General features: G+C 37.4%; 21 protein-coding genes and 1 rRNA gene. 11 read left to right on the top strand and 11 right to left on the bottom strand.

The annotated features are described in order from the left end of the window. The first annotated feature begins 27 nt into the window (after positions 1–27). On the top strand, positions 28–726 hold the full coding sequence (locus CRO56_RS00105) for a hypothetical protein (protein ID WP_097156568.1): 699 nt from the start codon (positions 28–30) through the stop codon (positions 724–726). A 323-nt stretch (positions 727–1,049) separates the two neighbouring features. On the opposite strand, the gene CRO56_RS00100 is transcribed toward CRO56_RS00105, so the two are convergent. The 11 genes from CRO56_RS00100 to rpmH form a co-directional block, all read right to left on the bottom strand. Continuing rightward, positions 1,050–1,766, bottom strand: a complete 717-nt coding sequence (locus tag CRO56_RS00100; RefSeq protein ID WP_097156567.1) for a DUF554 domain-containing protein — start codon at positions 1,764–1,766, stop codon at positions 1,050–1,052. 264 nt (positions 1,767–2,030) lie between these two features. After that, positions 2,031–2,870 carry a ParB/RepB/Spo0J family partition protein gene (locus tag CRO56_RS00095; protein WP_097156566.1) on the bottom strand — a complete coding sequence of 280 codons (840 nt, stop codon included), beginning with the start codon at positions 2,868–2,870 and terminating at the stop codon, positions 2,031–2,033. Further along, entirely contained in the window at positions 2,863–3,624 is a 762-nt protein-coding gene (locus CRO56_RS00090) for a ParA family protein (RefSeq protein ID WP_097156565.1), read from the bottom strand. The genes CRO56_RS00095 and CRO56_RS00090 overlap by 8 nt, the downstream gene beginning before the upstream one ends. Before the next feature lie 294 nt (positions 3,625–3,918). Beyond that, positions 3,919–4,779: a nucleoid occlusion protein gene (gene noc / locus CRO56_RS00085; protein WP_097156564.1), complete on the bottom strand. Its 861-nt coding sequence runs from the start codon at positions 4,777–4,779 to the stop codon at positions 3,919–3,921. Positions 4,780–4,894: 115 nt separating this feature from the next. Then, positions 4,895–5,611 carry a 16S rRNA (guanine(527)-N(7))-methyltransferase RsmG gene (rsmG, locus tag CRO56_RS00080; RefSeq protein ID WP_097156563.1) on the bottom strand — a complete coding sequence of 239 codons (717 nt, stop codon included), beginning with the start codon at positions 5,609–5,611 and terminating at the stop codon, positions 4,895–4,897. Between the two features lie 195 nt (positions 5,612–5,806). Beyond that, the gene (gene mnmG / locus CRO56_RS00075) at positions 5,807–7,699 is read right to left on the bottom strand and encodes a tRNA uridine-5-carboxymethylaminomethyl(34) synthesis enzyme MnmG (protein WP_097156562.1); all 1,893 of its coding nucleotides are present in this window, start codon (positions 7,697–7,699) and stop codon (positions 5,807–5,809) included. 308 nt (positions 7,700–8,007) lie between these two features. Next, on the bottom strand, positions 8,008–9,393 hold the full coding sequence (gene mnmE / locus CRO56_RS00070; RefSeq protein ID WP_097156561.1) for a tRNA uridine-5-carboxymethylaminomethyl(34) synthesis GTPase MnmE: 1,386 nt from the start codon (positions 9,391–9,393) through the stop codon (positions 8,008–8,010). Positions 9,394–9,728: 335 nt separating this feature from the next. After that, on the bottom strand, positions 9,729–10,349 hold the full coding sequence (gene jag / locus CRO56_RS00065) for an RNA-binding cell elongation regulator Jag/EloR (protein ID WP_097156560.1): 621 nt from the start codon (positions 10,347–10,349) through the stop codon (positions 9,729–9,731). Beyond that, complete coding sequence (gene spoIIIJ / locus CRO56_RS00060) at positions 10,350–11,126, bottom strand: YidC family membrane integrase SpoIIIJ (RefSeq protein ID WP_425427143.1); 777 nt, start codon at positions 11,124–11,126, stop codon at positions 10,350–10,352. Positions 11,127–11,290: 164 nt separating this feature from the next. Further along, positions 11,291–11,656 (bottom strand): ribonuclease P protein component, encoded by a 366-nt coding sequence (rnpA, locus tag CRO56_RS00055; protein ID WP_097157172.1) that lies wholly within the window; start codon positions 11,654–11,656, stop codon positions 11,291–11,293. A 177-nt stretch (positions 11,657–11,833) separates the two neighbouring features. After that, a complete protein-coding gene (gene rpmH, locus CRO56_RS00050) occupies positions 11,834–11,968 on the bottom strand; it encodes a 50S ribosomal protein L34 (protein ID WP_097156559.1) in 135 nt (44 codons plus the stop codon). Positions 11,969–12,668: 700 nt separating this feature from the next. On the opposite strand from rpmH, the gene dnaA reads away from it, so the two are divergent. The 10 genes from dnaA to CRO56_RS00005 form a co-directional block, all read left to right on the top strand. Continuing rightward, complete coding sequence (dnaA, locus tag CRO56_RS00045; RefSeq protein WP_097156558.1) at positions 12,669–14,015, top strand: chromosomal replication initiator protein DnaA; 1,347 nt, start codon at positions 12,669–12,671, stop codon at positions 14,013–14,015. Between the two features lie 357 nt (positions 14,016–14,372). Then, on the top strand, positions 14,373–15,509 hold the full coding sequence (gene dnaN / locus CRO56_RS00040; RefSeq protein ID WP_097156557.1) for a DNA polymerase III subunit beta: 1,137 nt from the start codon (positions 14,373–14,375) through the stop codon (positions 15,507–15,509). A gap of 324 nt (positions 15,510–15,833) precedes the next feature. Continuing rightward, positions 15,834–16,046: a S4 domain-containing protein YaaA gene (gene yaaA, locus CRO56_RS23135; protein WP_097156556.1), complete on the top strand. Its 213-nt coding sequence runs from the start codon at positions 15,834–15,836 to the stop codon at positions 16,044–16,046. Positions 16,047–16,059: 13 nt separating this feature from the next. Further along, positions 16,060–17,178 carry a DNA replication/repair protein RecF gene (gene recF, locus CRO56_RS00030; RefSeq protein WP_097156555.1) on the top strand — a complete coding sequence of 373 codons (1,119 nt, stop codon included), beginning with the start codon at positions 16,060–16,062 and terminating at the stop codon, positions 17,176–17,178. Positions 17,179–17,186: 8 nt separating this feature from the next. Then, on the top strand, positions 17,187–17,417 hold the full coding sequence (gene remB, locus CRO56_RS00025) for an extracellular matrix regulator RemB (protein ID WP_097156554.1): 231 nt from the start codon (positions 17,187–17,189) through the stop codon (positions 17,415–17,417). A gap of 43 nt (positions 17,418–17,460) precedes the next feature. Beyond that, entirely contained in the window at positions 17,461–19,380 is a 1,920-nt protein-coding gene (gene gyrB, locus CRO56_RS00020; RefSeq protein WP_097157171.1) for a DNA topoisomerase (ATP-hydrolyzing) subunit B, read from the top strand. Positions 19,381–19,431: 51 nt separating this feature from the next. Continuing rightward, complete coding sequence (locus CRO56_RS23345; RefSeq protein ID WP_281257265.1) at positions 19,432–19,563, top strand: hypothetical protein; 132 nt, start codon at positions 19,432–19,434, stop codon at positions 19,561–19,563. Positions 19,564–19,644: 81 nt separating this feature from the next. Continuing rightward, a complete protein-coding gene (gyrA, locus tag CRO56_RS00015) occupies positions 19,645–22,143 on the top strand; it encodes a DNA gyrase subunit A (protein WP_097156553.1) in 2,499 nt (832 codons plus the stop codon). Between the two features lie 168 nt (positions 22,144–22,311). Next, positions 22,312–23,388, top strand: a complete 1,077-nt coding sequence (locus CRO56_RS00010) for an HD-GYP domain-containing protein (protein WP_179714119.1) — start codon at positions 22,312–22,314, stop codon at positions 23,386–23,388. A gap of 416 nt (positions 23,389–23,804) precedes the next feature. Next, positions 23,805–24,140, top strand: a 16S ribosomal RNA gene (locus CRO56_RS00005); the annotation flags it as partial.

The following is a 24,140-nucleotide window of genomic DNA, read 5'->3' as shown; positions in this document are numbered from 1 at the left end:
CAAATAATTTTAGGAGGGTAATGAATCGTGAAACAATTAAAGATTAAAAAAGGAATCATGGGTGCTGCAGTAGTGTTACTCCTTATTGGAGGAAGTGTAGGTGGCACGGTTTTAGCTTTTCAAGATGATATCGTTAAAAAGAACGTACTTATGGCCGAGAATACAGAGATAAATCAGTCAAAAGGAAAATCTTTTGAAACCGTTGATACTAATAATTCAACTCCAGTAAGTGAGGAACAAGCTATCCAAATCGCTAAGGCTGCTCTTAAGGATGTTTTTGAGGCAGAAATCAATGATGATGAGTATTTACAGCAAACAGAATATTATGATGAATCTAAGAATGAACAATCTTATCCGGGTAAATCACTTTGGACTGTGTCATGGAAAAAGAAACAAATAGACCCTACAACTGATAATGCTATCGATTTTAGCTCTGCATTCATCGATGCTGAAACTGGAGAAGTACTAAGTATGTCGAGTCACAAATCAACTGACCAGGAAGCTGATCAACCTTTAACTAATGAAGAGGCAGAAACAATGGTAGCTGACTTTGTTGAGGCAAAGAATTTAAATAACGGTGCAGTTATTGAAAGTGTTGAGGCTTTTACATCTGCCAAAAATATGATTGAAGTTAATGTGAACTTAGATAACGGAAACAGAATATCAGTAGTGATTAGCAGTTTAACTAACAAAATTTCAGCTTTGCGAAATCATTTGGAGCAATAATGAAAAATGCTAACGTTAAGAAAAACCGGGCAAAACACCGCCCGGTCCTTTTTTTCCTACAAGGATGTCTGATAACTTGTACTCTAACCATGCACTTGTACCCTCTTATTGAAGATATATTTCTCTTCCACTTTCTGTATGAGAACATCGGAGGATATTTTGATCCGCATCATCCATTTTCGACATGTCATGGTATGCCGCCTTTCCATGACTCTGTATACAAACGTAATTGCCCCTCTGTTTCTTGAATAGATGTGATAGTTGACTTCTTTTTCTTTCCATGTCTAATTTTTTTGAATTAACACTCCATTTTGCTGCATTCTCTAACTTATAAAGATTTGAACGTTAAATACAAGTGCCACTAAAAGAACCACAATTAAAATCCCAGGCAACAGGTTTGCGACTCGAATTTTCGTGATCCCCGTTAAATTAAGACCAATTGCCATAATCATAACACCGCCTGTAGCTGTCAATTCCAAAATCATCTGTTCTAATAGAGAATCAGGAACAAGAGCTACAATTTGCGCTGCAAGTAATGCGATTGTGCCTTGGTAGAGGACAACCGGTATAAAAGAAAACAGCACTCCAATCCCTAGAGTCGTTGTTAATATGAGAGCAGTAAAACCATCAATAATTGCTTTAGTAATCAAAATATCATGGTTATTATTGATACCACTGTCCAATGCTCCTAAAACTGCCATGGCTCCAATGACAAATATTAATGTAGCTGTGACAAACCCCTGTGATATTTGTCCATTTCCTATTCTACCTATTTTCTTTTCCAGCCATTGTCCGCATTTGTTTAACTTATCATCTAAATCGACCCATTCACCTAAAACTGCACCGAGGACAAGACTTAAAATTACGAATAAAAATTGTTCAGTCTTAAGAGCCATTTGGATACCGAGGACAGTAACCGCCAATCCAATCCCATGCATAACTGTACTTTTTATTCTTTCAGGTATCTTAGATAAAAACTTACCAATGACTGTTCCTGTAATAATGGTTAATCCGTTAATAATTGTTCCAAATAGTACCATTTTATTAACACCCAGAACCTTTCCACATTAGAATGTAAAGATCATTTGATTGATTCACGAATGACTATGAACCTTACATTCTTGATGTCTATTAATTACTGTAATAAAAAATTAGTTAAATTTCTCAAGCTACACCATTGTGATAGCCATAAAAGTTGCTGTTCCTCAGTGATTGAGTTTGTTCAAGCAACTTGCACCTGTCCCAATGTTAATCCTTTTTCCAAAATAAAAAAAGAACCATCATCACGATGGTTAAAAATTTTTTTATTGATCTAGTAAGTCAAGGATTCGCTCAAGATCCTCTTTAGAGAAAAATTCAATCTCTATTTTTCCTTTTTTCTTCGTTTGCACAATGTTAACAGTCGTACCAAATCGCTCACGAAGAATTTCTTCCTGCTCTTTTACAAAGATATCTTTTTTCGGTTTTGGTTTTGTTTCACGTGAAACATTTTCATTTATTTTTACGATTAATTCTTCCAGCTGACGAACATTGAGTTGTTCGTTAATAACCTTTTGGACAACTTGTTTCATAAGGTCTTTATTTCTCAAACCAAGAAGAGCTCTTCCATGTCCCATTGAAATTTTTCCATCCGAAATATATCCTTGAATTTCCGCGGGTAAAGAAAGCAAGCGAACATGATTAGCAATATGAGGTCTGCTTTTTCCAAGTCGTTTCGCTAATTGTTCCTGGGTCATATTTAACTTCTCAATGAGTTTTTGATAAGCTTGTGCTTCCTCTATTGGGGTAAGATCTTCCCGTTGTAAGTTTTCAAGAACAGCTAATTCCATCATTTGCTTTTCGGAAAGATCACGAATAACAGCTGGAATTACTTTAAGCTTTGCTTCCTTCGCAGCCCGATAGCGTCTTTCTCCTACAACGATTTCATACCCTTTAATACTTTTTCGTAAAATAATGGGCTGGAGAACACCATGCTCTAAAATGGACTCCTTTAGTTCCTCGATGGCTTCTTGTTTAAAAAACTTTCGAGGCTGATAGGGATTAGGACGAATATCGTTTAGTTTAACTTCTTGAACAGTTTCTTCGTTTCCTACTTCTAAATTTGAAAACAGCGCATTAATTCCTTTACCGAGTCCTTTAGCCATTCGCCACCACTTCCTTTGCCAAGTCTAAATATACTTCTGCCCCTCTGGATTTAGGATCATATATAATAATAGGCTCTCCGTGGCTGGGTGCTTCACTTAACCGTATATTACGCGGAATAATAGTTTGAAAGACTTTTTCCTGGAAGTATTTTTTAACTTCTTCAATCACTTGAATACCTAAATTGGTTCTGGCATCAAGCATCGTTAAAAGTACACCTTCAATCATTAACTGATTATTTAAATGCTTTTGAACAAGTCGAACAGTGTTTAATAATTGACTTAGTCCCTCGAGTGCATAGTATTCACATTGAACTGGAATTAACACTGCATCTGAGGCTGTTAGAGCATTAAGAGTAAGAAGACCTAAAGACGGAGGACAATCAATAATGATATAGTCATATTCTTCCTTAAGGTTTTCTAATGCTCTTTTGAGGCGGACTTCACGGGAAATCGTAGGAACTAATTCTATTTCCGCACCTGCAAGCTGAATCGTGGCAGGAATTGCAAATAGATTTTCCACTTTTGTTCCTTGTATGACTTTTTCCACATCCGTGTCCTCTACTAATATATCGTACACACAATGTTCGACATCTGCTTTATCGATACCAACCCCACTAGTTGCATTTCCCTGGGGATCGACGTCGACGAGCAAAACCTTTTTTCCTATGTATGCTAAACATGCCCCAAGATTAACAGACGTTGTTGTTTTTCCAACACCGCCTTTTTGGTTGGCAATCGCAATGATCTTGCCCACGATGTCACCTACCTTCAACTTACAATTCTACCATCATGTACTCTATTGTATCACGAAAAATCGGAAAGGCTAAGAAAAATAGAAGAAAACTGTCAGTAAAATCAACTTTCTCGCAAAAATAAAGATTATTAAGCTTGTAATCTAGCATTTATACCAAAAACACAAATTACTTCTATGTAATCATAGACCTAAATGGGATTAAGAGACCTTGCATTAAAAATTTTTAAAGCATAAAAAAAGTGAGAAGCTGGTTTCTTCTTCTCACCGAATAAAATATGAGTTAAAAAAGTAATATTATTTCTTTGGTATTCGAATAGTAAATTGATAAAAATCTTCAAATTCTTCTTCTTCAGAATCAAGTTGAATCCCACTGTCATTGACCATTGATAAAGATTGGCGAATTGTATTAACTGCAATTCTCATATCCTTACTAAAAGCCTTTCTCTTAGCTTTTGGCTTCTCTTGATTTTTATCTAATAATTTTACGACGCGATCTTCAGTTTGCTTCACATTTAATTGCTTTTCAATAATTTCCTGCAGCAGCATCACTTGTTTTTCCTGATCCTTTAAAGGAATCAATGCACGGGCATGACGTTCTGTAATTTGCTTATTTAATAGGGCAGCTTGTACTTCTTCTGGCAGCTTTAATAGCCGAAGTTTATTAGCTACAGTGGATTGTCCCTTTCCTAAGCGTTGAGCTAGCGCCTCTTGAGTTAAGTTGTGTAATTCTAAGAGTTTCCCATAAGCAATTGCTTCTTCAATGGGTGAAAGCTCTTCGCGTTGGAGATTTTCAATTAAAGCTACAGATGCTGTTTCCGTGTCATTAAAATTTTTAATGATTGCAGGAATTGTCTCCCATTCTAATAATTGAACAGCTCTAAATCTTCTTTCTCCTGCAATAATTTCATATAGCCCATCTTCAGCATGTCTAACCACAATTGGTTGAATTATGCCATGAGTATGAATCGTTCTTGCAAGTTCTTCTATTTTTTCATCATCAAATACAGTTCGAGGCTGATAACGGTTTGGAACGATGTTTGAAATCGGAATTTTCTCGACCTTTTCCATGTCCACCTCATGATCTTCCCATTTCACTTGCGTCTCCTCTGTTTCCTTCTCGGCAACCCCGAAAAAACGTGAAAATGGACTTTTCATCTCCTACACCACCTTTAAGAAACTCCCTCGTAAACTATTCTCTGTCTAGTTTGTAAGTTCCTGCTTTTTTGGACATTTTCGACAAAGGTATAACAAATGTTTCACGTGAAACATTTTACTCCAGTGGCTGCTTATTCGGCATCCCAGGCTTGCGCGGATATTTATTAGGAGTCGGTTTTACCTTTTTAATTAAGTATATCGTACGTTTATGTTCTTCGTAAGGTAGATTAAATGAAACTTGCTCAACAAGTTCTCCGCCTAGAATTGAGACAGCCTTTTTCCCTGTATTCCACTCTTCATCGCCCTGAGAACCTTTTAAAGCAATAAATAATCCGTTTAGCTTAACAAGGGGTATACATAGTTCACTTAAAACAGACATTCTTGCAACTGCTCTGGCCGTAACTGCATCATACTGTTCACGGTGTTCAGGTCTTCTGCCAAATTCCTCGGCTCTTGCGTGAAAAAGTTGGACATTTTCTAGCTTTAAGCTTGAAACCAATCCTTCTAAAAATGAAATTCTTTTATTAAGTGAATCAACAATCGTTACATGTAAATGCGGAAAACATATTTTTAATGGAATACTTGGAAACCCTGCACCAGCTCCTACATCACATAATGAATGAATCGTTTTAATGGGTGAGTAAAAAGCTGCGGATATAGAATCAAAGAAATGTTTTTCATACACTTCATTACGCTCAGTAATAGCAGTTAAATTAATTTTCTCATTCCATTCAATCAGAAGCTCGTAATAAAGCTGAAACTGATCCATTTGGGTTTGTGTTAAAGGGATTCCTTTTTCCGTTAAAAGGGTATGAAATTCTGTATCATTCATAGAGCCACTTCCTTTTTAGGCAAGGCATATTCTTTATAATTTTCTATCAATTGTTCATTAACTATTTTTAATTTATTTCAAAATATGTATAAAGAAAGCAGAACAGTTTTTCATGAAAAATCTATATAATCTCTACTGGAGGATCTAGCCTTTCTCACTCTTAATAGTTCTGCTTTCTTTCAAAAAACACTTAACTTATTGGTTTGATACTTTCGCAATTTTCCCTTGTTCAATATAGACCAAAAGAATGGAAATATCAGCTGGATTAACTCCTGAGATTCGGGAAGCTTGAGCAATAGATAATGGACGAACTTGCTTTAATTTTTGCCGTGCTTCAGTAGCAAGTCCACTGATTGCATCGTAGTCAATATTCACTGGGATTTTCTTGTTCTCCATTTTCTTTAATCTTTCTACTTGCTGCAATGATTTTTCAATATACCCTTGATATTTGACCTGGATTTCCACTTGCTCAGTTACTTCTCCATCTAATTTTTCTTCCGCAGGTGCCAATTGGTGAATATGGAAATATGATATTTCCGGTCTTTTTAGCAGGTCAAGCGCGCGAATTCCATCTTTTAGTTCGCTGCCGCCGACACTCCGAATTAATTCCTGTGTTTCAGCACTTGGTTTAATCATAATGGACTGAAGCCGTTCCTTTTCAGTCTCAATTGCTGCTTTTTTCCCGGTGAATTTTTGATATCTTTCTTCACTGATCAGCCCAATTTTATAGCCTATTTCTGTTAATCTTAAATCAGCATTGTCATGACGCAAAAGCAGGCGATACTCTGCCCTTGAAGTTAATAGACGGTATGGTTCATTGGTACCTTTTGTAACTAAGTCGTCAATTAAAACCCCGATATAAGCGTCTGAACGACTTAAAATAAGCTCTTCTTCTCCTAGCGCTCTACGTCCCGCATTAATACCCGCCATTAAACCTTGGCCAGCTGCTTCTTCATAACCGGATGTACCGTTAATCTGGCCAGCTGTATAAAGATTTTTTACTTTTTTCGTTTCCAAAGTTGGCCATAATTGCGTAGGGACAATGGCATCATACTCAATCGCATAGCCTGCTCTCATCATTTGGACATTTTCTAATCCTGGAATCGTTCTTAGGATTTGATGTTGAACTTCTTCAGGTAAACTAGTTGAAAGACCCTGGACATACACTTCATGTGTATTCCGACCTTCAGGCTCTAAGAAAATCTGGTGTCTTGGCTTATCATGAAAACGAACTACTTTATCTTCAATTGATGGACAATAACGTGGTCCGGTTCCTTTAATCATTCCTGAATACATAGGAGAGCGGTGAAGGTTAGCATCAATAATTTGATGTGTCTGATCATTCGTATAGGTTAACCAGCAAGGAAGCTGATCTGTAATATATTTTGTCGTTTCATAAGAAAAGGCTCTTGGCTCTTCATCACCAGGTTGAATTTCCGTCTTTGAATAATCAATAGTATGACTGTTAACTCGCGGCGGAGTTCCAGTTTTAAAACGAACAAGTTCAAAGCCAAGTTCTTCTAAATGCTCTGAAAGCTTAATAGAAGGCTGCTGATTATTAGGGCCGCTTGAATATTTTAGCTCGCCAAGAATAATTTCTCCTCTTAAAAAAGTACCTGTTGTAATAACAACTGTTTTAGAACGATAGGTGGCACCCGTTTTTGTAATAACGCCGCGGCATTCTCCGTCTTCCACAATTAAACGTTCAACCATTCCTTGTATGAGAGTGAGGTTTGGTGTATCTTCTAGGGTTTTTTTCATTTCATGCTGATAAGAAAATTTATCAGCTTGTGCCCTTAAGGCCCGGACTGCAGGACCTTTCCCTGTATTCAACATCCTCATTTGAATATGAGTTTTATCTATATTTTTAGCCATCTCTCCGCCAAGCGCATCGATTTCACGGACGACAATTCCTTTTGCTGGTCCGCCCACCGAAGGATTACATGGCATAAATGCAACCATATCTAAATTAATGGTTATCATAAGCGTTTTAGCACCAAGTCTAGCTGATGCCAAGCCTGCTTCACAACCCGCATGCCCTGCTCCTATAACGATAACATCATAGTTTCCAGCCTCATATTGCTGCATGCAATGAGCCTCCTCTAAAAATCAAATCTTTGTTAACTGTCTAGCTCCAGCGCTCAGCGTCTATTGGACTTATCAAGCTCCACGCGTGCTGCTCCGGAGCGCTTCACCTTCTTCTATAGAAGCAAAGAACGCTTCTTTCGTCGGAGGTGCAAGCATTTTCTGGCCTGTTCAAGGCGATTCCGTTTTTAGATTTCCCTCACCACAGGTCGATAAGTCAACATCGACTCCCTTACAGTTGTCGTGATTCCTTTATCTCACCTCGGCGAAAGTATTGTCCATATGCCGCTGAACGGGCTCTTCCGCTTTTCTTATTTCCCAAGACAAAACTGTGAAAACAATTGATCAATTAAACTTTCGTGAACAGCGTCACCAATGATTTCCCCTAGCAGCTCCCATGCACGAGTCATATCTATTTGAACCATATCAATCGGAATTCCGTTTTCTACACTTTCAATTGCATCCTCAATCGCTTGTAATGCCTGATTTAACAGGGCAATATGACGGCTATTCGATACGTAGGTAATATCTCCCGCTTCCAATCCTCCTTCAAAGAACAAGGAGGCGATCGCTTCCTCTAATTGTTCGACTCCTTCTTCTTTTAATAAAGAAGTTGTGATAACAGGCTGTTTATAAGCGATTTGTTTAACCTTATTTAAATCAATTTTTTGAGGAAGATCCGTTTTATTGACAATAATGATGGCGTCCATCCCTTCAATTGCTTTAAAGAGATTCAGATCCTCATCACTTAATTCCTCTGAATAATTTAACACCAGCAAAATTAAATCTGCTTCTTTCAATACTTGTCTTGAGCGTTCAACCCCGATTCTCTCAACAATATCCTCAGTTTCACGAATTCCTGCGGTATCGACCAGTCTTAACGGAATCCCTCTTATATTTACATACTCCTCAATCACATCACGAGTCGTTCCTGGTATATCGGTTACTATTGCTTTATTTTCATGAACAAGGCTATTTAAGAGTGAGGATTTCCCTACATTAGGTCTGCCTATTATAACCGTTGAGATGCCCTCTCTTAAAATTTTTCCTTGTCCTGCAGTTTGCAGTAATCTTTCAATTTCTCTTTTAACTGATGTCGCTTTATCTAAAAGAACACGATGAGTCATTTCTTCTACATCATCATATTCTGGATAATCAATGTTAACCTCTACATGTGCTAATGTTTCTAATATATCTTGTCTTAAATGCTGAATCAGCTTTGAAAGCCGTCCTTCCATTTGTTTAAGGGCTACATTCATTGCTTTGTCTGTTTTTGCCCTAATTAAGTCCATAACTGCTTCAGCCTGAGATAAATCGATTCGTCCATTTAAAAAGGCCCGTTTTGTAAATTCTCCCGGCTCAGCTAAACGAGCGCCATGTTTTAATACTAGCTGCAATATTCGATTCACGGATACAAGTCCGCCATGACAGTTAATTTCTACAACATCTTCTCGCGTAAATGTTTTTGGCCCTCTCATTAAAGAAACCATTACTTCCTCAACAATCTCACCTGTTTTTGGCTCTTGAATATGACCGTAGTGAATCGTATGAGAACCAAGGTCCTTTAATCGCTTTTTCCCCTTTGGAACAAAGAGCTTATCAGCAATTTCAACAGCCTCGTCTCCGCTTAAACGAACAATAGCGATTGCTCCCTCTCCCATTGGTGTCGATATTGCAGCAATTGTATCAAACTCCATCTTTTTCACCTCTTTTCAGCTGATTTCATCCTGATCTATTTATAGGGTTACCCTTTTATTCACAATCAAAGCCTTAAATTCCAATTTTATCATTTTTGTGTATATAATTGTAGTCACTTCTTATCCACAACTCATTGAACTTCCATCCGTTATTTTATCTTATCCACATGTGAATAACAATTAAATGCTCTAACCGATTTTTTTATAAAAAAATTTCTTTATACATTTTTTATATGAATTTAAAAATTCAAGAAGAAAATTAAAGAAAAATTTTTATGTTATGAACGCAAAAAAACTCTTAAACCAAAAATGGTTTAAGAGTTTGTTCTTAGAAGCTACAGCTCAGGTGCTATCACAATATGTCGATTTGGTTCGGTACCACTAGAAAAAGTCCTTACCTTAGAGTTGTTAGAGAGAGCCGTGTGAATCACCTTTCTCTCATAAGAAGGCATAGGTTCTAAAACTACTTCTTTTTTTGTTTGGATTGCTTTATACGCTAAGCGATCAGCTAGTTGAATTAATGTCTGATTTCGTTTTTCTCGATAGTTTTCGGTGTCTAAAATAACCGTTACATACTGATCAGAAGAATGGTTAGCCACTAACTGAGTTAAATATTGCAGCGCGTTAAGTGTTTGTCCCCTTTTTCCAATCAAAAGCCCTGATTTATCACTGTTCATCGTTAATTCTAAATTTCGGCCATTTTGAGAAACTTCGATGTCTATATGGACTCCCATTTTTTCAGTAACCGCATTTAGATAATTGATTGAATCTTGAACAGGATCCTCTTTTACCTTGACCTTAACAACTGCTGGTCTTGATCCAAATAATCCCAAAAGCCCCTTTTTCCCTTCATCAATCACGGTAATTTCAGCTTTTTCCATCGTGATGTTTAACTCAGCTAAAGCTGATTGAACCGCTTCTTCAACCGATTGCCCTGTAGCCGTAGTTTGTTTCACTTATTTACTTCCCCCTGCTTTCCCAGTCTCAGCCCTACTCCTGAGATCTGGTCCTTTAATAACTAAAGTTTGAACAATCATAAAGATATTACCTACTACCCAGTAAAGAGATAACGCTGATGGCAATGATACTGCAAAAATAATAATCATAATCGGCATGAGCCAAAGCATCATTTGCATTTGCGGCTGTGTATTTGCTACTCCAACCATCATAATCTTTTGCTGCAAGAAGGTTGTGACACCTGCGATTAAAGGAAGGATAAAAAATGGATCCCTTGCCCCTAAATCAAACCATAAGAAATTATGTTCACCAATTTCAGGAGTTCTCATGATCGCATGATAAAAAGCAATTAGGATTGGCATTTGAATCAATAAAGGAAAACACCCTGCAAGCGGATTAACATTATGCTTTTGGAAAAGCTGCATCATTTCTTGCTGAAGCTTTTGCTGCGTTGCCTGGTCTTTGGAGCTGTATTTTTTGCGAAGCTCTTCCATCTCTGGCTGAAGGGCCTGCATCGCTTTTGTATTTTTTGTCTGCTTAATCATCAATGGTAAAATTGCCAGACGAATTAATAATGTTACGATGATTAAACCTAACCCATAATTTTCTCCTACTAGGTTAGAAGTGTTAATAATAAGCCAAGAAAGCGGATAGACGAAAAATTCGTTCCAAATTCCTTCACTTTCACTCGTAATATCTTCATTGATTTCGGTACACCCAGATAATAGCATCACAAGGATGATTAAACTGAGTAATAACCCCATACGTTTTTTCAAGCGTATTGCCTCCTAACTAACTTCAGTTGCATCCATTTAATAAAAATCTAAACATTCAAAAGGTATTGTACCATTATTCCCTCTACGCATTCCAGCTTTAATATAGTTCTAGGAAAAATACAAAATACCTTCCATAATTTAAATCAATTTGATAGAAGAATGGATTATTTTTTATCAATAGTGGAATGTTCCAAATTTAACACTTTACCAAGACGCAAAACATGTGTGAGGCTTTTCTCTATCTGGTGGTAATCCATTTCAGAAGTGGGTTTCCGAGCAATTATTAAATAGTCATGACCAGACCGAATATCTTGTCCAAAGCTTTGAAAAAATTTCCGGATACAACGCTTAATATAGTTTCGTTTTACTGCGTTTCCAATCTTTTTGCTCACAGATATCCCAATCCTAAAGTAAGGCTGATCCACTTTTTTTAAGCTATAGACAACAAATTGCCGATTTGCAACAGATTTTCCTTTTTTAAAAATAACTTGGAAATCTTCATTTTTCTTAACTCTATACTCTTTTTTCATGAAAACACCTGTCTCAACTAAAAGTTTATTTCTACTAATCAGAAGGATTTCCAAAATCATAAAATATCAGTCAAACGTAACCTCTAAATACTCTGTTTTCCGTATCATGCTGCCACGCAAACGATAAAATCTCTATTTTTCTAAGTAAAAAAAAGACCACTGATCCTATTCAGTGGCTTATGCAGAAAGTACTTTTCTTCCTCTGCGGCGACGGCGCGCTAATACTTTACGTCCATTAGCTGTGCTCATACGCTGACGGAAGCCATGTACTTTGCTTCTTTTACGTTTATTAGGTTGGTATGTTCTTTTCATGTATGACACCTCCTCCGAGGAATAACAATTTGCTGCTTAAAAGACATTCTTTCTCATTATAAGTATCAGCCCTACCAATGTCAAGGCTCTTTCTTTACACCTAAATTATAGAAATTCAATTAAATTAATTTAAATATTAGCACCACCTGTTATACAACAGCTAAATAACATATTATTATGATTGTGGATAATATTCGACAAATTTTTCATTATCCACACAGGTTTCCGACATTTTTTGCACAAATTATCTTCATGTGGAAAAAAGATACTCACAAATTGCTTTTCTTGTGGATAATGCAAGAAATGCATTGCGAATAAAAGAACAATTTGGTATGATTATCTTGTTTTACTTGAGGATAATTCGTTGTGAACAATCCTTTTATCCACAACCTGTGGATATCGTGTGGATACTTTTCCCCAACCTCTTAATAAAAGTTGTCCACATGTAGTGCGTATTGTCGAAAAGTCTGTTTTTTTCCTTATTATATTTTTATCCACATTTTATTCAGCTTTCATTTTTATATTTAATTCAATGATTTTCTAGGGCTTCGGATAGAGATAAATGTATGGTGTCTCTATTCTGAAGCCGTTTCTAGCTTTAAAGATTGCTAGAATATATGTTTGTGTTGTAAAGAAAATTCTTTACATAACTCGTAACGAAAAAAAAGAGAAAGGTTGCGGGCAAAGGAGGGTTTGATTTTTGAAAAATTTAGATGACCTGTGGGATAAGGTACTGGAGAATGTCAAAAAAAAGATCAGTAAGCCTAGCTACGAAACGTGGCTAAAATCGACAAAAGCTCATGCATTAAAAGATGATACCCTCGATGTGGTAGCACCAAATGAGTTTGCCCGCGATTGGCTGGAGGGTCATTACAGTCAGCTCGTATCGAATATCCTTTTTGATCTCATAGGTGAGAGACTTGAAGTAAGATTTATCATTCCACAGAATAAACAAGAGGATGATTTCGATGTAATTCTCCCTTCAAAAAGGGCTGAAGCTGCGGATGAGCCAGCTGACATTCCGCAAAGTATGCTGAATCCTAAATATACGTTCGATACATTTGTCATTGGATCCGGTAACCGGTTTGCTCACGCAGCTTCACTAGCTGTTGCAGAAGCTCCTGCAAAGGCTTATAATCCCTTATTTATATATGGGGGCGTAGGATTAGGAAAAACGCATTTAATGCATTCGATTGGCCACTATGTAATTGAACATAATCCAAAAGCGAAGGTTGTCTATTTATCCTCTGAAAAGTTCACGAATGAATTTATTAATGCAATTCGAGACAACAAAGCGGTTGATTTTCGAAATAAATACCGAAATGTGGATGTATTGTTAATTGACGATATTCAGTTTTTAGCAGGGAAAGAATCAACACAAGAAGAGTTTTTCCATACGTTTAACACACTACACGAGGAAAGTAAGCAAATTATCATATCAAGTGATCGACCACCTAAAGAAATTCCTACGTTAGAGGAACGATTGCGTTCACGGTTTGAATGGGGATTAATTACTGATATTACCCCTCCAGATTTAGAAACTAGGATTGCAATTTTAAGAAAAAAGGCAAAAGCGGAAGGTTTGGATATTCCAAATGAAGTCATGCTTTATATAGCCAATCAAATTGACTCAAACATACGTGAGCTAGAAGGGGCGTTAATACGGGTTGTTGCCTATTCGTCTTTAATCAATAAAGATATCAATGCAGATTTGGCTGCAGAGGCCCTAAAGGATATCATCCCAAGCTCTAAGCCAAAAGTGGTAACAATCCTGGATATCCAGCGGGTTGTTGGTGAACAGTTCAATGTAAAACTTGAAGATTTTAAAGCGAAAAAACGGACCCAATCTGTCGCTTTTCCAAGACAAATAGCGATGTATTTGTCGAGAGAGCTGACTGATTTCTCATTACCTAAAATTGGTGAAGAATTTGGCGGAAGAGATCATACAACGGTTATTCATGCTCATGAAAAAATCTCGAAAATGCTAGATTCCGATCCGAAATTGCAACAGCAGCTCAAACAAATCAAACAAATGCTTAAAATATAGATGTGTGTATTGTGAATAACTGGACATAGAATATGCACAGTCTGTCCACATGTGGATAGGCTGTGTTTCCTTTCGTAAAATGAACTTATCCACAAATTCACAGCGCCTAGTACTATTATTACTGTATTTTTATTAAAAAAAATAAATAATAGACCCATCATTTTTACATTTCAATTTCACAAAGGAAAAAAATGTGAGATGATAGAGAAAAGTGAAAGCGCCCGAGGGCAGCACGCGTTGAGCTAGACAGGTATCAAAGTTCGGAGTTCTGTGCTTAGTCTTTTAGTAAAGCAGAACGTAATAAGCACGGATAAATAAAAAAGGCACAATGTCCAATAAAATGGAGGATCGAGATCTATGAAATTTACGATTCAGAGGGATCGGTTTGTTGAAAGCTTACAGGATGTAATGAAGGCTGTTTCTTCGAGAACGACCATACCAATTCTGACAGGTGTCAAACTGCTGGTTACAGACGAAGGTGTTACACTTACAGGCAGCGACTCAGATATATCAATTGAAACGATCATCCCAAAAATAGAAGATGAACATGTTATCGTTGAGATTGAAAGAACAGGAAGCATTGTTCTCCAGGCAAGATTCTTTAACGATATTATTCGTAAATTGCCAGAAGATACAGTAATGATTGAAGTTAAGGATAATCTGCAAACCTTTATTAAATCAGGTAATGCAGAATTCTCTATTAATGGATTAGATGCAGAAGAATACCCTCGGTTACCGCAAATTGAGGAAGAAGAGGTTTATAAACTGCCGACTGATTTATTGAAAGCCATGATTCGACAAACTGTATTTGCGGTTTCAACTTCTGAAACGAGACCAATCTTAACAGGGGTACATTGGCGAATTGAAAAAAATGAATTAACCTGTGTAGCAACTGACAGTCATAGATTGGCATGGCGAAAAGCACCGCTAGAAAGTGATTTGAATCATTCCCATAGTGTTGTAATTCCAGGAAAGAGCTTAAATGAATTAAATAAAATATTGGATGATAGCCAGGATCTAATTGAAATGGTATTGACCCAAAACCAAATTCTATTTAAAACAAAAAATTTACTGTTCTTTTCTAGATTGCTAGAAGGAAATTATCCGGATACTTCCAGGCTGATTCCAAACGAAAGTAAAACAGACGTTATTTTGAATGCGAAGGAATTCCTTCAAGCTATCGACCGTGCTTCTTTATTGGCAAGAGAAGGAAGAAATAATGTTGTTAAATTTTCTACAATAGGAAATGAGTCAGTTGAAATTTCCTCTGATTCGCCAGAAATAGGACGAGTAGTTGAAATCGTCCAAACTCAATCTATTACAGGCGAAGAATTAAAAATATCCTTTAGCGGAAAATATTTAATGGATGCACTAAAAGCGATTGATTCTGCTGAAATTAAAATTAGTTTTACTGGAGCTATGAGACCGTTCGTTCTTCGTTCGATTGATAATGATTTTATTCTCCAGTTAATCCTTCCTGTTCGAACATTTTAATGATTATTTGAGCTGACCCAATCAGTTCTAAGAACCAATAAACACAGACAGTTATATTGTTTGCTGATGTAAACATGAAATAATGTGCTTAGAGGTGCTTTGAATGAGGTCGGCTCCTTTTTTGTTTAACAGAAAATTATAAAATACCTGCAAAAGGGCACAATCGAGGTAAAAGGATCATTTTGATTGTAAGCTTATCGGAGCTATTAACTTGCTAGTCGAAGTATCCTTTACTTAATAAAAGTAATGTTAGGGAAAAACGCCTATTCGTGGAGTAAGTCCAACACGAAAATACGTTATCCACAGGAAAAGGGGCGATTCTTTTTGCAATCAATTCAAATTGAGACGGAATACGTAACATTAGGCCAATTTTTAAAAATGATTGATGTTATTGGTTCAGGCGGTTTGGCTAAATGGTATTTAGAAGAATATCAAGTTTACGTAAATGGAGAAATAGAGCAGCGGAGAGGAAGAAAACTTAAGCCCGGAGATCAAATCGAGATCCCCGATGTAGGCAAATTCGAAATTATAGAATGAAGGAAGACTCAAGATGTACATTAAAAAGCTGATTTTAAATAATTATAGGAATTACGAGCATCTTGAGGTCGATTTCGACGATAAAATCCATGTGATTAAAGGCGAAAATGCGCAAGGCAAAACTAATGTCATGGAATCTATCTATGTATTAGCCATGGCTAAGTCTCATCGAACTTCACAAGATAAAGAATTGATTCGTTGGGAACAAGAATATGCTAAAATAGAAGGTAGTATACAAAAAAAACATGCTTCTCTGCCTATGAAGCTTGTAATTTCAAAAAAGGGAAAAAAAGCTAAAGTCAATCATATTGAGCAATCAAAACTAAGCCGTTATGTGGGTCATATGAACGTAGTTATGTTTGCCCCTGAAGATCTCAATATCGTCAAAGGAAACCCGCAAATTAGAAGGCGATTTATTGATATGGAGATTGGACAAGTTTCTCCTGTTTATTTACACACTCTAAGTCAGTATCAGAAGGCTCTTTCACAGCGGAATCACTTTTTAAAAATGCAAAAACTTTCAAAAGCAAAAGATAATGTGATGTTGGATGTTTACACTGAACAGCTTGTTACATTAGCAGCCCAAATTATCCAAAAACGTTTTGAATTCATTCGTCTTCTAGAGAGCTGGGCAGGTCCAATTCATTCTGGAATTACGAGCGGGAAAGAGAAATTGACTCTTCGGTATCGCCCTTCTGTTCATGTATCAGAAAATGAACAATTGTCGAAAATAATAGAGGGATTACAAGAAAAATTTGCTAAAATAAGAGATAATGAATGGGAACGCGGTGTAACATTAACAGGACCACATCGAGACGATTTAGAATTTTATGTGAATGATAAAAATGTACAAACATACGGTTCTCAAGGGCAACAACGAACAACTGCCTTATCTGTTAAACTTGCTGAGATTGAATTAATCCATAAAGAAATTGGAGAATACCCTATTCTCCTTTTGGATGATGTTTTATCAGAGTTAGATGACCATCGGCAGTCTCATCTCTTGAATACGATTCAAGGCAAGGTTCAAACCTTTGTTACAACGACAAGTACAGAAGGGATCGATCATGAAGTATTAGATGATGCGACCATTTGGTATGTGGAATCTGGTACTTTAACCCAAATATCCTGAGGTGCAGTATGTATTTACATGTAGGAGAAGAAATGGTTGTTCGAACTGATGATATCGTTGCAATCATTGATGTATCATCGTCAGGTTTTATCAAGGAATTCATTACAAATAACAACGACAAAATACACAGGCTATCGAAAGGGGTCATAAAATCCTTTGTTGTGACAAAAGATTTTATTTATCAATCCCCCTTTTCTTCCCAAACATTGAAAAAAAGATGTCGAGCTAAGAGCCTATAGTCGTTACGAATTGGGATAGAAAGAGCAGGTGGTCAGGATGACAATGGAACCAAAAACAAGCCAAGAACAAGTGTATGATGCGGATCAGATACAAGTCTTAGAGGGACTTGAAGCTGTACGTAAAAGACCTGGGATGTATATTGGGTCGACAAGCGCAAAAGGTTTACACCATCTAGTATGGGAAATTGTTGATAACAGTATTGATGAAGCATTAGCCGGATATTGTTCAGAAATAAATGTCATTATTGAAAAAGATAACAGTATTACTGTAACCGATAATGGACGCGGTATACCTGTAGGAATCCATGAAAAAATGGGAAGACCTGCATTAGAAGTTATTATGACTGTTCTCCATGCGGGCGGAAAGTTTGGCGGAGGAGGCTATAAGGTATCTGGAGGTCTCCACGGTGTAGGTGCATCCGTTGTAAATGCGCTATCTACTATGCTTGAAGTAACCGTTCACAGAGAGGGACAAATTTATTATCAGCAATACCATCAGGGGGTTCCTGTTGAGGATGTAAAAGTGGTTGGAGAAACAGATAAAACTGGTACAATTACCCGCTTTAAACCAGACCCTGAAATATTTACTGAAACAACCGAGTATGAGTTTGAAACATTATTAACTCGTGTTCGAGAGCTTGCCTTCCTTAATCGCGGAATAAAAATCAACATCGAGGATAAACGCACCGGCAAAAGAAATGAATTCCATTACGAAGGCGGGATCAAATCATACGTTGAACATTTAAACCGGACAAGAGAAGTTATTCATGAGGAACCGATTTATATGGAGGGTGAAAAAGAAGGAATATCGGTTGAAGTCTCCCTCCAATATAATGATGGCTTCACAAGCAATATTTATTCATTTGCCAATAATATTCATACGTATGAAGGCGGAACCCATGAATCTGGCTTTAAAACAGCATTAACGAGAGTAATCAATGATTATGCCCGTAAAAATAAACTATTCAAGGATCAGGACGATAATTTAACAGGGGAAGACGTCCGCGAAGGACTAACAGCCATTGTTTCTGTTAAACATCCGGATCCTCAATTCGAAGGTCAAACGAAAACTAAATTAGGCAATTCTGAGGTTAGAGCAATTACAGATGCTGTTTTTTCTGAAGGATTTGAAAAATTCCTTCTAGAAAACCCTGCAGTTGCCCGCAAAATTGTCGAAAAAGGACTAATGGCATCTCGTGCCCGTTTGGCTGCAAAAAAAGCGAGAGAATTAACGAGAAGAAAAAGTGCATTAGAAGTATCCAGTTTGCCTGGAAAATTAGCTGACTGTACCTCTAAAGATCCATCTATCAGTGAGCTCTATGTCGTAGAGGGTGACTCAGCTGGCGGTTCTGCCAAACAAGGAAGAGATCGTCATTTTCAAGCTATTCTTCCCCTAAGAGGGAAAATTATAAACGTTGAAAAGGCGCGATTAGATAAAATTCTCTCCAATAATGAAATTAGAACTATTATTACGGCATTAGGAACTGGAATCGGCGAGGATTTTGATATTACAAAAGCGCGTTATCATAAAATTGTAATCATGACTGATGCAGACGTAGATGGAGCCCATATTCGGACGCTTCTTCTTACCTTCTTCTATCGCTATATGAGACAAATTATAGAAGCTGGATACGTTTATATTGCTCAGCCGCCTCTCTATAAAATAGAGATAGGCAAAAAAGTTGATTACGTCTATAATGACCGTCAGCTAGATCAGTTATTATCACAGCTTCCTGAGAATACAAAACCTGATATTCAGCGTTATAAAGGACTTGGTGAAATGAACCCGGAACAGCTTTGGGAAACCACCATGGATCCAACGAATCGGACCCTGCTGCAAGTCAGCTTAGAGGATGCGATTGAGGCAGATGAAACCTTTGAAATATTAATGGGTGACCGTGTCGAGCCAAGACGCCAATTCATCGAAGAAAACGCTGTTTATGTGAAGAATTTAGATATATAACGAAAAGATGCCGCTCAGCCCTGACAAACATAAGAAAGGGATGGCCGGTCTTTGGCCACCACAGTGAGACAGATTAAGAACTCAGGGCTTGGCGCCGCAGCTAGACAAAAACGAAAAGCGGAAGTGCCCCAGTTTGGGGTCAAGGCTAAAAAGAAAAGCAAAGCGCCTAGAACGGCAGGATAGATATATGACCCTATCCTGCTTTTCATAGTTTTTTATAACCATTTATTGATCTAGGGCTTGATCTTAAGGAGGTTTTTCCTTATGGCTGAAACGCCAAATTCAAACGTAATGGAAGTAAATATAAGTCATGAAATGCGCTCATCTTTCCTTGATTATGCGATGAGTGTTATTGTTTCCCGTGCTCTTCCGGATGTAAGGGATGGTTTAAAACCTGTTCACCGCAGAATTTTATATGCGATGCATGACTTAGGAATGAGAGCTGATAAACCTTTTAAAAAATCTGCACGTATCGTTGGGGAAGTTATTGGTAAGTACCATCCTCATGGAGACTCAGCGGTTTATGATACTATGGTTCGGATGGCTCAGGATTTTAACTATCGATATATGCTAGTAGATGGTCACGGTAACTTCGGTTCAGTCGATGGTGACTCCGCAGCAGCGATGCGGTATACAGAAGCAAGAATGTCTAAAATTTCAATGGAGTTACTGCGGGATATCCATAAGGATACGATTGACTATCAAGATAACTATGATGGATCTGAAAGAGAACCTGCTGTACTTCCAGCACGTTTTCCAAACCTTTTAGTCAATGGAACATCAGGAATTGCTGTGGGTATGGCAACAAATATTCCACCTCATCAGCTTGGTGAAGTGATTGATGGAGTTTTAGCTTTAAGTAAGGATGAAGATATCACGATTCAAGAGCTGATGGATTACATCCCAGGGCCAGATTTCCCGACTGGCGGACTCATTTTAGGGAGAAGCGGGATCCGCAAAGCCTTCGAAACAGGGAAAGGTTCTATTACGATTCGGGCAAAAGTTGAAATTGAAGAGAAAGCCAACGGAAAGCAAACCATTATCGTGAATGAAATTCCATATCAAGTAAATAAGGCTAGACTTATTGAAAAAATAGCCGAGCTTGTACGCGATAAAAAAATTGACGGAATTACTGATTTACGGGATGAGTCTGACCGTGATGGTATGAGGATTGTTATTGAGGTACGGAAAGATGCCAATGCCAACGTATTGCTTAATAACCTTTATAAACATACAGCCCTGCAAACGAGCTTTGGTATTAATATGCTGGCTCTTGTGGATGGACAGCCAAAAGTATTAAATCTTAAACAAGCCCTTAAATACTATTTGGATCATCAAAAAGTTGTAATCCGCAGGCGTACAGAATTTGACCTTAAAAAAGCAGAAGCAAGAGCTCATATTCTAGAAGGCTTAAGGATTGCACTAGACCATATTGATGAAATTATTGCTCTGATTCGTGCTTCTGAAACAACTGATATAGCACGAGAAGGATTAATGAATCAATTCAATCTATCCGAAAAACAAGCCCAAGCTATTTTAGATATGCGTCTGCAGCGTTTAACAGGACTTGAAAGAAACAAGATTGAAGAAGAATATAACGAATTAGTTAAATTAATCGCAGAATTAAAAGCAATCTTGGCTGATGATGAAAAAGTACTTGAAATTATTCGTGAAGAGCTAACAGAGATAAAAGAACGCTTTAACGATGAAAGACGTACTGAAATTACAATTAGCGGTGTTGAGAATATTGAAGACGAGGATTTAATCCCAAGAGAAAATATCGTTATTACATTAACTCATAATGGCTATATTAAACGTCTGCCAATATCTACGTACCGTTCACAAAAACGCGGTGGACGCGGTGTTCAGGGAATGGGAACAAATGAAGACGATTTTGTCGAGCATTTGTTAACGACTTCTACTCATGACACCATTCTATTCTTTACGAATAAAGGAAAAGTGTATCGGGCTAAGGGATATGAAATCCCTGAGTATAGCCGAACTGCAAAAGGTTTGCCTATCATCAACCTTCTTGAAGTAGATAAAGATGAATGGGTGAATGCTATTATTCCTGTCGAGGAATTTGTAGACGACTGGTATCTTTTCTTTACGACAAAACACGGAATTTCTAAACGTTCACCACTATCGTCTTTTGCCCATATTCGTAATTCAGGATTAATTGCTGTTTCACTCCGTGAAGAAGATGAACTTATTTCTGTTCGTTTAACCGACGGTACAAAAGAAATGATTATTGGTACGAAGAAAGGAATGCTCATCCGTTTTCCTGAAACAGATGTCCGTTCAATGGGTCGTACGGCATCGGGTGTTAAAGGTATAACCCTAGACGCTGACGACGAAGTAGTAGGCATGGAGATTTTAGAAGAGGATTCAGAAATATTAATTGTCACTAGGAATGGTTATGGAAAGCGTACTCCTGCAACAGAATATCGAATTCAAGGCCGGGGAGGGAAAGGAATCAAAACCTGCAATATTACGGAGAAAAATGGTGAACTGGTAAGCATGAAGGCTGTAACGGGAGAAGAAGATTTAATGATTATTACAGCGAATGGTGTTCTTATCCGTATGGCGATTGATGATATTTCAACTATGGGCCGTAATACGCAAGGTGTTCGCTTAATTAGACTGGATGAGCAAAATGATCACGTTGCAACTGTAGCAAAGGTAGAAAAAGAAGAAGAAAAAGCTCAAGATGAAGAGCCAGATCATGAAGAAATTCAGGACAATCCTGGAGAGGAAGCATAAAGTATTATTTTCAGAGGCTGAAGCAGAAATCACTCGAACCTGGTTCAGCCTTCATTTTTTTAATAAAATTAAAGAACTTTTTTTATAGATTATTTTAGATACGTATAGAAAGTATAATGATAAAACTTTACAATGAAAATAAAGAATTTTCATACTAGAGGTGTCCGTATGAAAGTGAAACGCCGTGACCTAATAGAAGGATGTATCGTAAAAGAGGATATTTTTTCTCAATCAGTTCATCCGCTCGTAACTAAAAAAACAGTGATAACGAATGATATCCTAGAGGTTTTACAGGCTTTTTTAATCGAGGAAGTAAGTATAGAAAAGACACTTGAAAACGGCGATCCATTTCCTAACATAGAGTCACATGAAGAAACGATAAAAAAGACTGAATTTACTACTTTTTATTCCGATTACATGAAGGCTGTAGAAGTTTATAAAACTGAATTTATAAAGTGGCAAGCCGGATCTCCTATCAATATTTTAAAAATAAGAGAATTAATGATTCCGTTACTCATCCGCTTTTATAATGAATCAAACGAGTTGCTGCTTATCCATCGTTATACAAAGCAAGAAAACTATCTTTACCATCATAGTGTTGCAACTGGATTGATTAGCGGATACCTGGCTTTAAAGCAAAACATCCCGTCTGGAGAAGCTGCACAGGTAGCTCTAGCAGGCGTTATGGCGGATTGCGGCCTTTCAAAAGTGGATCTAAAAGTACTTAACAAAAGAAAAAATTTTTCAATCCAGGAGGAAGAAGAGATCCGTAAGCATCCGCTCTACAGCTATAATCTGCTAAAAAACATACCGTCTTTAAAGGATGCGGTTAAATTGGCAGTCCTCCAACACCATGAGAGATTAGATGGCAGCGGTTATCCTTTAAAGGAGTCTGCAAAGAGAGTACATAAATTTTCCAGGATAATAGCAGTTGCTGATTTTTATCATAAAATGTGTACTGGAGAGGGAATTTCCACAGGGTTGTCTCCGTTTAAAGCCGTTGAAATTATGACTGAAGATAGTTTTGGAAAATTTGATATCGAAATCGTACAGGTTTTATTAAGAAACGTAGCGAAGTTCTCATTAGGTTCTACTGTTAAATTAAATGACGGATCTATTGGAGATGTGATGTTTGTTGATTCTAAATCACCGTTAAGGCCAATTATTAAAGTCGAAAAAACAGATCAGCTCCTAGATTTGCGAACTAATCGTGCTTATTTAATTGATTATATTATTAAAATATAGTTTTACTTAATTACATTCTTTGGACATGTGTCGATAGGCACATGTTTTTTTATATTATATTGAGTAAACACTTTAAAGAAATTATTAAAGGATTTTTGTTTAGAAAAACAAGGAATTAAATGGAAGATAAAAAAGCGTATAAAACCGTTGACTTTAGGCTCTATAGATGATAAATTATAAAAGTCGCTGTTGAGCGATTATCAAGTTAAACATAATGAAGATTTTCAAAAAAATATTATTGACACATAATATTATGTGCGATATAATATAAATCTTGCTCCTGCGCCAGAGCGTATTCCGAGAAGTGATTTTTCAGCTCGTCGCATGGCAACAAGAGTAACTCATTGTTCCTTGAAAACTGAACAAAGAAAAGCGTCAACGTTAATTCTATTTTTTTAAGAGCTATATCAAACACTTTTATGGAGAGTTTGATCCTGGCTCAGGACGAACGCTGGCGGCGTGCCTAATACATGCAAGTCGAGCGGACTTGAGGGAGCTTGCTCCCGACGGTTAGCGGCGGACGGGTGAGTAACACGTGGATAACCTGCCTGTAAGACTGGGATAACTCCGGGAAACCGGGGCTAATACCGGATAGGATTTCGGTTCGCATGAACCGAAATGGAAAGGTGGCTTTTAGCTACCACTTACAGATGGATCCGCGGCGCATTAGCTAGTTGGTGAGGTAACGGCTCACCAAGGCGACGATGCGTAGCCGACCTGAGAGGGTGATCGGCCACACTGGGACTGAGACA

The organism is Bacillus oleivorans, from assembly GCF_900207585.1.
Classification (GTDB): Bacteria; Bacillota; Bacilli; order Bacillales; family JC228; genus Bacillus_BF; species Bacillus_BF oleivorans.
Note: the sequence above shows the minus strand (reverse complement) of the source record. Positions and strands in the feature narration are given on the sequence as shown.

Bases quoted from the DNA above. Each gene is read 5' to 3' on its own strand.
- recF (WP_097156555.1), top strand. From the start codon at position 16,060: ATGTACATTAAAAAGCTGATTTTAAATAATTATAGGAATTACGAGCAT.
- mnmE (WP_097156561.1), bottom strand. From the start codon at position 9,393: ATGGAGTTTGATACAATTGCTGCAATATCGACACCAATGGGAGAGGGA.
- CRO56_RS00095 (WP_097156566.1), bottom strand. From the start codon at position 2,870: ATGGCTAAAGGACTCGGTAAAGGAATTAATGCGCTGTTTTCAAATTTA.
- dnaN (WP_097156557.1), top strand. From the start codon at position 14,373: ATGAAATTTACGATTCAGAGGGATCGGTTTGTTGAAAGCTTACAGGAT.
- CRO56_RS00100 (WP_097156567.1), bottom strand. From the start codon at position 1,766: ATGGTACTATTTGGAACAATTATTAACGGATTAACCATTATTACAGGA.
- remB (WP_097156554.1), top strand. From the start codon at position 17,187: ATGTATTTACATGTAGGAGAAGAAATGGTTGTTCGAACTGATGATATC.
- CRO56_RS00010 (WP_179714119.1), top strand. From the start codon at position 22,312: ATGAAAGTGAAACGCCGTGACCTAATAGAAGGATGTATCGTAAAAGAG.
- rpmH (WP_097156559.1), bottom strand. From the start codon at position 11,968: ATGAAAAGAACATACCAACCTAATAAACGTAAAAGAAGCAAAGTACAT.
- rnpA (WP_097157172.1), bottom strand. From the start codon at position 11,656: ATGAAAAAAGAGTATAGAGTTAAGAAAAATGAAGATTTCCAAGTTATT.
- noc (WP_097156564.1), bottom strand. From the start codon at position 4,779: ATGAAAAGTCCATTTTCACGTTTTTTCGGGGTTGCCGAGAAGGAAACA.
- gyrB (WP_097157171.1), top strand. From the start codon at position 17,461: ATGGAACCAAAAACAAGCCAAGAACAAGTGTATGATGCGGATCAGATA.
- mnmG (WP_097156562.1), bottom strand. From the start codon at position 7,699: ATGCAGCAATATGAGGCTGGAAACTATGATGTTATCGTTATAGGAGCA.
- rsmG (WP_097156563.1), bottom strand. From the start codon at position 5,611: ATGAATGATACAGAATTTCATACCCTTTTAACGGAAAAAGGAATCCCT.
- gyrA (WP_097156553.1), top strand. From the start codon at position 19,645: ATGGCTGAAACGCCAAATTCAAACGTAATGGAAGTAAATATAAGTCAT.